Raw genomic sequence first — 12,085 nt, forward strand, 5'->3', positions numbered from 1 at the left:
GCGAGAAAGCGGCGACCCAGCCCGGCGCGCGGCGCGTTACGATTTGTTTCTTGGTTAATGTTCGGAAGAGAAACGATATTTTTGACGGACCGGGCGGTCGACCTGACCGCCTCAATCCGATCCTTGAAGCCTAGAACCTGAAATTAAGGCCGGCTTGGACGACCGGCAGGACCTTGTATTTGTCGGCCTCATCCTGAATCTGGCGCTCTTCGTCATCCAGACGCGCGCGGAAGACGAGGTCGTTCGACAGGGTTCCGCCCCGTGCATCCAGATCGACCTTGGGCTTGTCGCCGAACGCCGCGCCGGCCAGAAGACGGAAGCCCAGGCGGCCGTTCAGGATGAAGGTGTTGTCGTATCCGACGCCGACGAAGGGCGCGGTCTTCTCCAGATCGATCCGACCGGTCAGGGTTCCGACCTGGGCGGGGGTGAAGGTGGCGCCGCCGATGTTCACATTGCCGGTCGGGGTGGCGTCCAGATCGATCTTGCGGCTGCCGAAATAGGCGCCGCCCGACACCAGAAAGCCGTTCTCGAACGGGTGCAGGTCCACGAAGGCGCCCGGCGACTTGAAGTCGATCCTGGCGTCGTAATCGATGCCCTTGTAGGTCTGGTCGCGATCCCAATCCAGCACGTCATAGCCGCCGCGCAACACCACCTTGAGGCTCAGCGCCCATTGCGCCTGAAGACCGAGACCGGGCGTGCCGACCTGGGCGCCGACCGCGAACCGGCCTCCGTCGTTGGACTGGGCTTGGGCTTGGGCCTGGCCCGCGCACGGGATCAGACAGGCGACGACGGCCAGCGGGGCCAGGCGAAGACGAAGGGACATGACGCGGTTTCCGGGAACTGAAAGAGGGGATTTCGCCCATCCTGCCCGCCGCTCTTGAAGAATGGGTTACGCCGCCTGATCGCGCCGCGCCTCGGCTTCGCGCACGGCCTCGACGGCGCGGTCCAGCACCTCCAGCCCCGCGCCCGGCCGGATCGCCTCCACCGTCAGGATGCGCCGGAAGGCCCGCGCGCCCGGTCGGCCGTGCATCAGCCCCAGCATATGGCGCGTCATCGCCGACAGGGCGACGCCCTCGGCCAGGCGCGCGGCCATATAGGGCCGATAACGCTCGACCGCCTGGAAGGCGTCGACATCGGCGACGGCCTGTCCGAACAGGCGCCGATCCGCCTGACCCAGGATGGCCGGCTCGTGATAGGCCGCGCGCCCCAGCATGACGCCGTCCAGCCGCACCCCGTCCTCCTCGGCCAGCAACGTCTCGGCGGCGTCCAGCGACGCGATTCCGCCGTTGATCGACACGTTCAGATGCGGCCGCTCGCGTTTCAGCCGACGCACCAGCCCATAGTCCAGCGGCGGCACGTCGCGGTTCTCCTTGGGCGACAGACCTTTCAGCCAGGCCTTGCGCGCATGGACGATGAAGACCTCGATCCCCACGGCGGCGCAGGCGTCCACCGTGGCGAACAGGCTGACCTCGGGGTCCTGATCGTCCACCCCGATGCGGCATTTGACGGTGGCGGGAACGGCCACGGCCTCGCGGATCGCGGCCATGCAGTCGGCGACCAGCTCGGGCTCGCGCATCAGACACGCCCCGAACCGGCCCGACTGAACCCGGTCGGACGGGCAACCGACGTTCAGATTGATCTCGTCATAGCCGAACGCCTCGCCGATCCTGGCCGCCTCGGCCAACTGGGCCGGATCGGACCCGCCGATCTGCAGCGCCACCGGATGCTCCACCGCGTCGAACCCCAGCAGCCGCTCGCGATCCCCATGCACCACCGCCGGCGCCGTCACCATCTCCGTATAAAGCAGCGCCCGCCCCGTCAGCGCCCGATGAAACGCCCGGCAATGCCGATCGGTCCAGTCCATCATCGGGGCCACGGATAGCCTACAATCTTGATTTTTCAACATTATTTTAGTAAGATCAAAAAGTTGGAAGGCGGCGTGTGCACTCAAATTTACGACGTGTTGCGACGTTTTTTCCGGGTTTTCGACACCTCAGTGCACACAGAGCGCACACGAAATGGCGACGTACTCCAAACTCCCGTCAGGATCGTGGCGGGTCCAGGTCCGCAGGAAGGGTCGCTATATAAGCGAGACCTTCGTCAAACGCGACGATGCGCGTCGGTGGGCGACCGAGGCGGAAGGTCGTATCGATCGCGGAGAGACGCCCACACCTTCTCGCGCCGCGAGGCTTCGGACGTTCGGCGAACTGATCGATCTCCACATCGCGGACATGAAGGATGTCGGCAAAGCCCCCAAGCGCTCGAAGGCGGCGACGCTCAAAATGCTCAAGGATCGTCTCGGGTCGAAGAAGCTCGCTCAGTTGGACCGGCAGTTGGTCATCGACTTCGGTCGCCAGCGCGCCGCCGAGGGGGCTGGTCCGATGACTTTGAGCATCGACATTGGGGCCATCAAGCTGGTGATCTCACACGCTGCTGCCGTTCATGGCCTAACGATCCCGGTTGAGCCTATCGACCTGGCTCGCGTCGCACTTAAGAGGCTCGGTCTCATAGGGAAAGGCATCGAGCGAGATCGACGACCCACCGATGATGAAATCGAGCGTCTTATCGCGCACTTCGAGAGCAACCCCCGTCAAACCATCCCGATGGACGCAATCATCAAGTTCGCGATCGCGACGGCAATGCGCCAAGAGGAGATTTTCCGTGTCGTCTGGGACGACTACATTGCCAGGACGAAGATGCTCACGATCCGCGATCGAAAGGATCCGCGGGAGAAAACCGGGAACGATCAACGGATCCCGCTGCTCGCCGTATCGGGCTTCGACCCTGTCGCCCTGATCGAAGCCCGGCGGCCGTCGCGAACCAACTCGGAGCTCCGCATCTTTCCGTTCAACCATCGCTCAACCCAGTTGTCTTTCGCCTTTCTGACCCGAACGAGTTCGTCCGGGAAAAGCTTACGGATGGGCGCCGCCGATTGATCAGGTTCGACCCTTAGCCAGGACGAGCGGCTCAGCCCCCGGACGTTCCGGTCATCTCGGGCGGCTTGAGCGATCTCCGCCTGGGTCTGCGCGATCCGGTTGAGAACAGCGTTGTTCTTCGTCTCCATCGCGACAAGCGCTTCAGCGTCGCGATCGTCGAGTTCGAAGGCCACCGTGGTCGCGATGGCCGCGACCGCCAGAAGGACCGCCAGAAGATTGACCAGGCCGTGGCGCCCCACGAGGTCGACGCGATCCAGCATCGAGAGGCGATCGGGGATGCGGTTCACGCGATCCTGCAAGTCCTCCAGACCGCCTGAATCGAAGGTCTGGATGTCGCCGATGGTCTCGCCCACCGGAGTGTTGGCGTCGGCGGCGTGGTAGTCGCGCAGAACGGCCGAACCGGCGCTCGGCGGCGCGCCTCCAACCAGGACGGCGTCCGCGGTGTAGAGCCACCCCGGACGGCCCTGCGCGCCGAGCGCGGCCACCGTCTCAGCGAGCGTCGTCGCATCGGCCAGGTCTGCGGCCGAGAAGATCGCGAGACCTGCGAGCGCGGCCCGGGGCAGACCCAGGTCGAGCTGTCGGTTGAGGGAACGGGCCCAGGACGGCGTTCCGGAGATCGCAAGGGCGAGGGCGGACGCGGTTTCCGCGCGCCGCCAGGTGTCCAAGACACCGCCCGTCGCGGCCCGTTCAACGGCCGAGAGTCTCAGAGCGTCGGCGAGACCGGCGGTCTTCAGAACGCTCTGACCTTCCAGCGCGGTCCGGATCGCCCCTTGGAGAAGGTCACTGTCGCGCGTGAAGATGCTCAGCCCCTCGGTCCAGCCGGAAGCGACGTCGCGCAGCGGATTGTTCGCGCGGATCACCCTGGAAAGCGTGGTGTCCTCACCCATGGCGGCGAGCAAGGTCGAGGAGACGCCAGAGCGCCCCAGAGTCTCTTTCAGGGCGAAGGCGGGACTGGCCTGTCGCATCAGTTCCGACAAATTGTTCTGTTCGGATAGGACACGGCTGATGCCGATCGCAGCCTGCTGGGTTGCGCCCAGTTGCAGATCGTAGCGCGCCGCCGCCTTCTGCCTGGCCAACTCCCGGTCCGCGGTCTTCGCAGCGACAATCCGCATGAGGGCGGCGACGGGGGTTTCGTCCGGCAAAATCGCCACCGAAGCCTTGGCCTTCTCCGCCTCCCGCACGACCACCTTCCCGCCTCGGCTTTCCAGGTGAGGCACAAGGAAGCCGGAGGCGGCCGCGATCAGGGCAGCGGCGAACGCATCCAACACCTCGGCCGAGACTGCGGAGACGGTGCCGGGATCAAAGGCCGCCGGCGCTCCCTCCCACGCCTGGCCCGGCGCCATGATGCGCGCCCTTTCGGTCAGCAGCGCCCTCACGAAAGCGGATCCATCCGGCCAACGCGACTGGCGCAGTCCGCGTCTGGCCCAAGTTTCGAAATCCCCCGAACCGACATCCACGGTCACGGTCGGAAGGCCGGGCGTATCGACGGCGACGAAGGCAAGTTTGCTCAGATCCATAGCCGTTCCGTACGATGGCGTTCGCCCGACAGGAAGATGGCAGGCCACCTGCTGTCCACCGCCTCGTTCGATGAGATGCTGAAACTACAACTGCCGCCCAGCATCGACGACCGGCAGCGCTTCTTCTGGCGGGATCGCAATGGGCGCATCGGCCACGCCGGTTCGGACCAGGGCGTTTACACCAGCCTCTATTTTGATCCGGCGAAGGGAAACGCCATCATCGTTCTGATGAATCGCACGCCCGATCTGCAGACTGAGGAAGCGATGGCGCGCCTCTTCGATCGTATCGATCTGGATTTGCTTCGATGATCCGGACGCCACCCGCTACAACCGTTAATCTGAAGACGCTGAACTTCACAATCCGTCCCAGCAGCCCCTTGGACACTGATCGCCCTGTCAACAGCTGGCGAGGCGTGACGTGACCCCCTGAAACTCCTCCAGGAATAGCTAGAGTCCGCCCCTCGAAAGGACGGACAGAATGAAGCGATCACGGTTCACGGAAGAGCAGATCATCGGAATCTTGCGCGAGCAGGAGGCCGGTATCCCGGTGGCGGATCCCTGCCGCACGCCCGTGCCGTGCTCGAAACCTGGCGGCACGACTACAACGAAACCCGGCCGCACTCGAAGCTGGGATGGCTGACGCCGCAGGCTTACGCAGATGCGCTCAACGGACAGATCGGCCGGTCCGCTGCGCTGGTTGAAGGCTGCGCTGACCGGCCTCTTGCCAACCCCACCAACCCCAGTTCAGATCAGCAAAGGACTCTCGTTATGGCTGGATGAGAAACGGGGGTCACGTCAGGCCACGCTCACTCGTCTGGCCGGAAGTAGGATCACCTGCATGCGAACTGGGCAAAGCTACCAGCGGGTGACGGCGATCTGCCACAACTCGTCAGGGGTCGAAATAAACTGCGCCATAGTAGAAAGTGGGGTGGCGTTAATCTGGGATCGATTCAATCGACAACAACCGATCTGTCGATCCTGATGCACGAGCGATCAATCCATTAAGGGCTTAGGCGAAAGGCTGTAGCCTCCCCGTGGTGCAGGGTCAGGCCCGCCCGGCTCCAGACGGTGACCCCCACCCGGGGGGTAGAGCAAGCGGGTCCGCGTATATTCGAGACGTCGAGAATGCGGCCCGAAACCATTTGGGCTATGGCGCGCGCTTGTTCAGCAGTTTGGCGATGGCAGTCACGATCTGCGCGGGAACGAAAGGCTTGTCGATCAGGATGCTGTCTGGAACTCCATATGCGGCCCATTCGTCGGCGCTATCGCCCGTCACATAGATCACCGGCAAGGTCGGAAATCTCTCGCGAGCCGTAAGCGCGATGTCCCACGCTTTGATTTCCCCGCCGAGGTTCACATCCGTCACCAAGGCTCGGCATATGTGACCATTGTCCTCGACAGCGCCAAACCTTTCTCCGCCGAGTGCGCTGTGTGCGGACGGAAGCCATTATCTTCCAGCGCAAGTTCGATGGTGGTCGCGACTAGAACATCGTCATCGACGACAAAGGTGCAAACTGAATCCATGGCTTAGCCCGAGCCGAGTGGAGTTCCCCGGAGCCAGAACACGCCCGCCGCAAAATCGATCCCGACTGGAAGCGTCAGTCGAGAGGGACGACGAAAACTCGCTCGTAGCCGTGCGATCCATCCGTTGTGGGGAACGCCACGAAGTCGTCTCCGCTGCGCTCCAAGATTTCTCGGGCAAGCTCGTTGAAACGATCCTCTGCACCATCCAGACGGACAAGCGACAGGCCCTGCTCTTCCACAACTACGGTGTGCGCGGATGAACCTTTGCGAAGACGTTCTAGGAACTGCCCCATGAGTCCAAAGAACATGAACACTTACTAATATGCAAGAAGGGCTGCGTGAAATTCGCGTGACAGGAGAGCCCCCTGCCTCGAAGGGAGGACTAGAACAATGTTCTTACGCCCGTGCCAGTGAAAGGTGCCGGAGTGCATCGACCCTTTGCGGTCATGGACCCAGCCGGTGTGATTGACAGCAGGAAGTAGCTTCCGCTCACACGGTCGATAGTGAATGTCCGTGCATGACCGGGTTGCAGTGCATCACCCCAGAGGATCAAAATTGTTGGCGAGATCTCGGCGATTGTCTGCACCGGCTTACAGGGGTGGGTGCACCATTTCATTGAAGCGGTGTCGATGCTCATCCGAATGGTGCGCTCGTTTTTGGTCTCGGCGCGGTCGTTGAGCTTCACCGACGTTTCGATGTCGCACGAGAGGTCGAAGCTCGCCGCCTGTTGAGCTTGGGCTGGCGTTGCGGCGATCAGGCCGAATAATCCGATTACTGCTGCGTGCATTTAGTGCCCCATTTCAGTGGTCCGTCCTATCCGCTGTGGACGATCCAACCAACCCGCTTGAAATCAGAACAAAACAAGAACGTTATTGCGGGATAGGTGCAGCCGCTCTTGGACTTCGTCCGGGGTGGGCGTGATCGCGATCTTCTTTCCCTTCTAGCGACTGACCACCGCGAAGGGAGAGGCTTGCCGATGCGGAGCTTCAAGGCGACTATGCCGCTGTGGCCAGGAAGTCGGCATAGGCGGTCGCCAGTACGGCCTTGTCGTTTTCGTTGACAAACAGGGCCTGCCCCTGCTCATCGGCGATACGCGCCTGGCGCCGCAGAACGTTCAGACGATGCAGGTCGGTCTCGACCGCGGCGACGGCGGTTAGGACGGTCATCAGGTGGATGAGAACCGTCGGCGAGGTCCCGGCGTTCTGTCTGATCATGTCGAACATCACGCCGGCCAGGGCGGCGTAGTCCAGCGTCGGCACATAGAGCCGGACGACGCCGTCCTGCTCATAAACCCCGTTGTGAAGATGGCGCGGCGCGAGCCAGGCCAGCGCCGCGCCCAGACGATTGAGCACGCTGATCGCCGTCCTCGGGTCGTTGACGCCCGGCGAGAGCGCTCTCACGGCCACCTCGACCAACTGGGCGACAGGAAAGGTGAAGTCAGCCGGAGATCCGCCCCTGCGGCTCAGCGCCACCCTGCCCCAGATCGCCGCCTCAGCCTCCTCTACTTCGTGCGAAACAAGGGCGAAAGGCGCATGGGGGAAGACGAACTCGCCCGGCCGCGTCAACAAGCGAACGCCACACCCATGGGTTTTCGCCCAATCCGCCAAGGCGCCCGTGTCGGTTTGCTGGAGATAGCCCGCCTGGCGAAGGCTGACCTTGGCCGCCCAGCTCCAGTCGACCGGATCCGGATATTCACGGCACGGTTCGTCCAGCGTCAACCGCTCCATGTCCCGCACCACGTCGTCGTGCACCAAGTCGATGACGGTGTCCACGTTGATGCGATTGGCCACGTGATGGATGAAATAGATCAGCAGGGCGACGCAGGCCCCCGCCAACACCAGTCCGATCGTGACGCCCAGGGCCGGGACGAAGGCGGTGTCCTCCCCGCCTCGCACGGAGCGCAGCACCACGAGAGCATAGGCGAAGGCGCCGAGAAAGACGCCCAAGGTCATCTGGTTTCCCCGGTCGCGCATGAAGTTGCGCAACAACCGAGGCCCCATCTGGCTCGAAGCCAGCGTCAGCGCCGCGATGGTGATCGAGAACAAGGTCCCGGCCACGCCGATGGCCGAGGACGCGATCGCGCCCAGCAGCGTGCGGGCGCCGGTATCGCCGCGGCCGTAAATCAGGTTTCGGGTATCCAGCCGGGCAGTCGCCCCAGCATCTGGATATCAACCACCAGGACGCCAAGCCCCGCGAGCGCCGCGACGATCAAGGCGGGCAGGGCCCAGAAGGCGTCCGTCACATCCTGAATGAAACGAAGCAAGCGCGCCTTCATCTAGTCATCGGGACTTTCGATCGGGTCGGGCTGAGGCGTCAATAGATCAGCCGCCGCATCGTTGACGGCCCGCGCCGCGTCAACCGTCGGTGCGGAAGACTTCGCCTGCGACGCAGAAAGATGGTCGCCCAGCCCCAAGGCCGAGAACGCATCATCGCCTTCTCGGCCAAGCAGACTTCGGATCCTGAGGTCGGTCTGCGGGAAGGGAATCTCGATGCCCGCGGCGTCCAGGGCGTCAGCGATCGCCCAGGTGTAGGCCGCATGCATCGCTGCGGGTCTCTTGACCGCCTGAGGGCTGGGCCAGACCAGAAGCTCGAAGTTCAGGCTGCTGTCGCCGAACCCGACCAGCCAGACCTGGCTCTTTCTCTGATCGGTCTCAGGCATGGTGAAGGGCGAGGCGTTGGCGGCGGCCAGCACCGCCTCGCGCACCTCTGCCCGGGACGCGCCGTAGGCGACGGAAAAGGGAATGTGGATGCGACGGGTGTCGCCCTTCAACGTCCAATTGGTGACCGGCCCCTGGATCAGATGCGAGTTGGGGATGATGACGTTGACGTTGTCATTGGTGCGGATACGCGTGGCCCGGGGGCCGATCTCGGCGATCGCGCCGCGCGTCCCGCTTTCAAGTTCGACATAATCTCCCACCGACACCATCCGATCGAAGATCAGGAAGATGCCGGATACAAACTCTTTCACGACGCCTTGAAGACCCAGCCCCACGCCGATGCCGATGGCCCCGGCGAAAACCGCGAGAGAAGACAGGTTCAAACCTGCCGACGACAGCCCCACGATCACCCCAAATACGATCACGGCGTAGCCTGTGAGTTTCTCCAGCAAATACAGAGCCTGCGCGCCCCTTTGCGCTTTAAGCCGCAGCCTGCGGAGGCCGCGCGTGATGAACCAGGACACGACGATCGCGGCGGCGATGATGATGACCGCCGAAACCAGCCCACCCAGCGTCAGCACGCTTCCGCCGATATCCACAATCCTGGCGTCGTCGAGCTTGCCCAGATCGCCGATCACATCACTCGCCGCCGTCATGCGGGTCAGCCCCCTCGCGCCGCAGCCCCGATACGAAGGCCGCGCGCTCCAACGTCTTCATGATCAGCCCTCAGCGGCCCAGCGAGCTGGAAGACTCCATCGCCAGACCCGCCGGGGATCAGCGGTTCACCAAATGAATGGTTCCGCTAGGGGAGGCTCGGGCGCCCCCGCTTCCTTCGCGCCCGCGTCAGGTCGCGACCTATTTGAAGAGACTCGCCTGACCACGCCCGCAATCGTGCCGGCCTGGGCGATGACCGAGAAAAGCACCACGATATAGGTCGCCACCACCAGCAGGTCCTTCATCGGTCTGGCCGGAAAACTTCAGCTTCGAGGGCGCCAGAAAACGTAGGCGGATCACTAACCCGAGGACTCTAGCTCCGCGTGGATGAAAACTCAGGGGCACGTCACCTGCGTTCAGCTTGGATTTCATCATGCAGTTTCTGCGCAACATTCTGCCAGCAACCGTCTTGTGGGTAGGCGTGAACTACCTCTTTGACAGAATGGTCGGAATGCCACGCTAACGCTATCCCGATCTGCGTCAGGCCGCACGGAGCCACTCACCAGGACCGCTATTGCCACCGATCCTGCATCGACTATCCGATGACCTTCAAGTGGACCTATTATTCCTTCAAGGCCGAGGATCACTATGTTCGCGGAGCGACGGCGGCGGGTGTCGCCCGGGTAGGACGACACCTCCCCCAGCTTGAAGTCCGCGTCTGGTTCTTCCGTCCGACAGCCGCGCCCGGCGCGATTCGAACTTCTATATCGACATGTTGAATCTATCCGCGATCGACAGACGCTTTAGTCGCCCCGACCGCTGTGAACACCGTCTGCATGGAGCTCACGGTCAAAGGGACGGCACAACTAGAAAGCTACCGGGAGCAGCTGCCAACGGCAGCGGACGAAGCGCGGTCTCCGTGGGCCGCCGAGTCATTGACGTGGGAATTCGTGCTCGTTCGCGAGAACGAAAAGGAAAGAAAACCAGAACTGCGTGTGCAAATTTTGCACACGTCGCCCCACAACCTACTGATTACACACCATAATCAGCACCATCCATCAATCGGGGCCACGGACAGCGTACGATCTTGATTTTTCAACATTATTTCAGTAGGATCAAAAAGTTGGAAGGCGGCGTGTGCACTCAAATTTACGACGTGTTGCGACGTTTTTTCCGGGTTTTCGACACCTCAGTGCACACAGAGCGCACACGAAATGGCGACGTACTCGAAACTCCCGTCAGGATCGTGGCGGGTCCAGGTCAGACGGAAGGGTCGCTATATAAGCGAGACCTTCGTCAAACGCGACGATGCGCGCCGGTGGGCGACCGAGGCGGAAGGTCGTATCGATCGTGGGGAGACGCCCACGCCTTCACGAGCAGCGAAGCTCCGGACCTTCGGCGAGCTGATCGATCTCCACATCGCGGACATGAAGGATGTCGGTAAGGCTCCCAAGCGTTCGAAAGCGGCGACGCTCAAGATGCTGAAGGATCGTCTCGGTTCGAAGAAGCTCGCTCAGTTGGACCGGCAGTTGTTCATCGACTTCGGTCGCCAACGCGCCGCCGAAGGGGCCGGTCCGATGACCTTGAGCATCGACATCGGCGCCATCAAGCTGGTGATTTCATACGCTGCAGCCGTTCATGGCCTGACAGTTCCCGTTGAGCCCATCGACATGGCGCGTGTCGCGTTGAAACGGCTCGGGCTTGTCGGAAAAGGCATTGAACGAGATCGGCGTCCCACCGACGATGAGCTCGAGCGCCTGATCGCGCATTTCGAGAGCAATCCCCGGCAAGCCATTCCGATGGGCGTGATCGTGAAGTTCGCGATCGCGACGGCGATGCGTCAGGAGGAGATATTCCGGGTCGTTTGGGACGACTACGTTCCCAGGACCAAGATGCTCACGATCCGCGATCGAAAGGACCCGCGGGAGAAGGTCGGAAACGATCAACGGATCCCACTTCTCACCGTGTCGGGCTTCGATCCTGTCGCGCTGATCGAAGCCCGGCGACCGTCACGAACCAACGCGGAACTTCGCATCTTTCCGTTCAACCACCGCTCAGCAGGCACCGCGTTCACCCGCGCCTGCAAGGACTTGGGCACCCGGCGGCGGCTTTCAGGACAAGCCAAGGTTTGAAATCTATCGAGATAGAGCAGGCCATTACCGCGCCCGATATCGAGCGAGCCGGTTGGTTCTTTTCACCACTGAAGCCTTCATGAACATCGAGAGCGCTAGGCGTGCTGTCGATGTCATAAAAAAGCATGTCGCGGGTGCAGAACTGCATATAGACGCCGACGTCGCCATGAGCGGGCACTACTTTACGATCTCGAAAAATAGCGGAGGAGGTTGGCGCGCTCTATTTAAATATAATGCTGAACTCATTTTCGCTACTGAGCCCTACAGCCAGATTGCGGGCGCGACGGCGATAGTCAATCACATCAGATCCAGCGCAGCCTTGGCCGAAGTGCGCACAATCTAATCAAGAACCGCCACATGGCAAAAGCCCCCGCCGGGATCATCCAGCGGGGGCTTACATCTCTCAAACGTCTAACCAGGCTTAATCAGACGGCCATCCGCTTCCTCAGCGACGTCGCCTTGATCACCAGGGTTCTGGCGCCGCTTCAGTTCTGGCTCATGCATCGGTCGATCAAGCGCCCGGACCAACGTTTCTGGAGCGGCCTGGCAGTCGCGCTGACGGTGCCGATCTTGTTGATCGCCTTCGCTCTGATCCTGACGACGATTGTCCGCTTTCCACCGATTTCGTTGAAAAAGGCGGCCTCCGGCAATTGGCATGAGGCCGC

The 12,085-nt window shown here is 62.3% G+C and carries 14 protein-coding genes and 2 pseudogenes; 7 read left to right on the forward strand and 9 right to left on the reverse strand.

Going from position 1 to position 12,085, the window contains the following annotated elements; translation table 11 throughout:
• Nucleotides 1–130: 130 nt before the first annotated feature.
• Complete coding sequence (locus RTU05_RS06435) at nucleotides 131–823, reverse strand: hypothetical protein (RefSeq protein WP_312596703.1); 693 nt, start codon at nucleotides 821–823, stop codon at nucleotides 131–133.
• Between the two features lie 66 nt (nucleotides 824–889).
• A complete protein-coding gene (gene dusA, locus RTU05_RS06440) occupies nucleotides 890–1,906 on the reverse strand; it encodes a tRNA dihydrouridine(20/20a) synthase DusA (RefSeq protein ID WP_312596704.1) in 1,017 nt (338 codons plus the stop codon).
• Between the two features lie 112 nt (nucleotides 1,907–2,018).
• On the opposite strand from dusA, the gene RTU05_RS06445 reads away from it, so the two are divergent.
• The 4 genes and pseudogenes from RTU05_RS06445 to RTU05_RS18295 all read left to right on the forward strand — a co-directional run.
• Nucleotides 2,019–2,936, forward strand: a complete 918-nt coding sequence (locus RTU05_RS06445) for a site-specific integrase (RefSeq protein ID WP_312596706.1) — start codon at nucleotides 2,019–2,021, stop codon at nucleotides 2,934–2,936.
• Between the two features lie 1,553 nt (nucleotides 2,937–4,489).
• Nucleotides 4,490–4,762, forward strand: coding sequence for a hypothetical protein (locus RTU05_RS06450; RefSeq protein ID WP_312596708.1), 273 nt, complete (start codon nucleotides 4,490–4,492; stop codon nucleotides 4,760–4,762).
• Between the two features lie 169 nt (nucleotides 4,763–4,931).
• A pseudogene (locus tag RTU05_RS06455) lies at nucleotides 4,932–5,018 on the forward strand (transposase); the annotation flags it as partial.
• A pseudogene (locus RTU05_RS18295) lies at nucleotides 5,009–5,110 on the forward strand (integrase core domain-containing protein); the annotation flags it as partial. The pseudogenes RTU05_RS06455 and RTU05_RS18295, both read left to right, overlap by 10 nt.
• A gap of 490 nt (nucleotides 5,111–5,600) precedes the next feature.
• Here the strand turns inward: RTU05_RS18295 and RTU05_RS06465 are convergent.
• The 7 genes from RTU05_RS06465 to RTU05_RS06495 form a co-directional block, all read right to left on the reverse strand.
• Nucleotides 5,601–5,822 (reverse strand): hypothetical protein, encoded by a 222-nt coding sequence (locus tag RTU05_RS06465; protein ID WP_221415992.1) that lies wholly within the window; start codon nucleotides 5,820–5,822, stop codon nucleotides 5,601–5,603.
• Between the two features lie 229 nt (nucleotides 5,823–6,051).
• Entirely contained in the window at nucleotides 6,052–6,285 is a 234-nt protein-coding gene (locus tag RTU05_RS06470) for a hypothetical protein (RefSeq protein ID WP_312596709.1), read from the reverse strand.
• A 74-nt stretch (nucleotides 6,286–6,359) separates the two neighbouring features.
• Nucleotides 6,360–6,764, reverse strand: a complete 405-nt coding sequence (locus RTU05_RS06475) for a hypothetical protein (RefSeq protein ID WP_312596711.1) — start codon at nucleotides 6,762–6,764, stop codon at nucleotides 6,360–6,362.
• Between the two features lie 208 nt (nucleotides 6,765–6,972).
• Entirely contained in the window at nucleotides 6,973–8,118 is a 1,146-nt protein-coding gene (locus RTU05_RS06480) for a DUF2254 domain-containing protein (protein ID WP_409411597.1), read from the reverse strand.
• Nucleotides 8,100–8,240: a hypothetical protein gene (locus tag RTU05_RS06485; RefSeq protein WP_312596714.1), complete on the reverse strand. Its 141-nt coding sequence runs from the start codon at nucleotides 8,238–8,240 to the stop codon at nucleotides 8,100–8,102. Before RTU05_RS06485 ends, RTU05_RS06480 begins: the two co-directional genes overlap by 19 nt.
• A gap of 12 nt (nucleotides 8,241–8,252) precedes the next feature.
• Nucleotides 8,253–9,272: a mechanosensitive ion channel domain-containing protein gene (locus tag RTU05_RS06490; protein WP_312596716.1), complete on the reverse strand. Its 1,020-nt coding sequence runs from the start codon at nucleotides 9,270–9,272 to the stop codon at nucleotides 8,253–8,255.
• 144 nt (nucleotides 9,273–9,416) lie between these two features.
• Complete coding sequence (locus RTU05_RS06495; protein WP_312596718.1) at nucleotides 9,417–9,593, reverse strand: hypothetical protein; 177 nt, start codon at nucleotides 9,591–9,593, stop codon at nucleotides 9,417–9,419.
• Between the two features lie 1,122 nt (nucleotides 9,594–10,715).
• Between RTU05_RS06495 and RTU05_RS06500 the strand changes: the two genes are divergently transcribed.
• The 3 genes from RTU05_RS06500 to RTU05_RS06510 all read left to right on the forward strand — a co-directional run.
• Complete coding sequence (locus RTU05_RS06500) at nucleotides 10,716–11,420, forward strand: site-specific integrase (protein WP_312596720.1); 705 nt, start codon at nucleotides 10,716–10,718, stop codon at nucleotides 11,418–11,420.
• Between the two features lie 79 nt (nucleotides 11,421–11,499).
• Complete coding sequence (locus tag RTU05_RS06505; RefSeq protein WP_312596722.1) at nucleotides 11,500–11,763, forward strand: hypothetical protein; 264 nt, start codon at nucleotides 11,500–11,502, stop codon at nucleotides 11,761–11,763.
• A gap of 14 nt (nucleotides 11,764–11,777) precedes the next feature.
• Nucleotides 11,778–12,085: hypothetical protein (locus RTU05_RS06510; RefSeq protein ID WP_312596724.1), on the forward strand; the 308-nt coding region annotated here is incomplete at its 3' end.

Source organism: Brevundimonas sp., assembly GCF_032017145.1.
Classification (GTDB): domain Bacteria; phylum Pseudomonadota; class Alphaproteobacteria; order Caulobacterales; family Caulobacteraceae; genus Brevundimonas.

Excerpts from the sequence above, each read along its gene's own strand:
- RTU05_RS06435 (WP_312596703.1), bottom strand. The coding sequence starts at position 823 with ATGTCCCTTCGTCTTCGCCTGGCCCCGCTGGCCGTCGTCGCCTGTCTG.
- dusA (WP_312596704.1), bottom strand. The coding sequence starts at position 1,906 with ATGTTGAAAAATCAAGATTGTAGGCTATCCGTGGCCCCGATGATGGAC.
- RTU05_RS06445 (WP_312596706.1), top strand. The coding sequence starts at position 2,019 with ATGGCGACGTACTCCAAACTCCCGTCAGGATCGTGGCGGGTCCAGGTC.
- RTU05_RS06450 (WP_312596708.1), top strand. The coding sequence starts at position 4,490 with ATGGCAGGCCACCTGCTGTCCACCGCCTCGTTCGATGAGATGCTGAAA.
- RTU05_RS06470 (WP_312596709.1), bottom strand. The coding sequence starts at position 6,285 with ATGTTCTTTGGACTCATGGGGCAGTTCCTAGAACGTCTTCGCAAAGGT.
- RTU05_RS06475 (WP_312596711.1), bottom strand. The coding sequence starts at position 6,764 with ATGCACGCAGCAGTAATCGGATTATTCGGCCTGATCGCCGCAACGCCA.
- RTU05_RS06495 (WP_312596718.1), bottom strand. The coding sequence starts at position 9,593 with ATGAAGGACCTGCTGGTGGTGGCGACCTATATCGTGGTGCTTTTCTCG.
- RTU05_RS06500 (WP_312596720.1), top strand. The coding sequence starts at position 10,716 with ATGAAGGATGTCGGTAAGGCTCCCAAGCGTTCGAAAGCGGCGACGCTC.
- RTU05_RS06505 (WP_312596722.1), top strand. The coding sequence starts at position 11,500 with ATGAACATCGAGAGCGCTAGGCGTGCTGTCGATGTCATAAAAAAGCAT.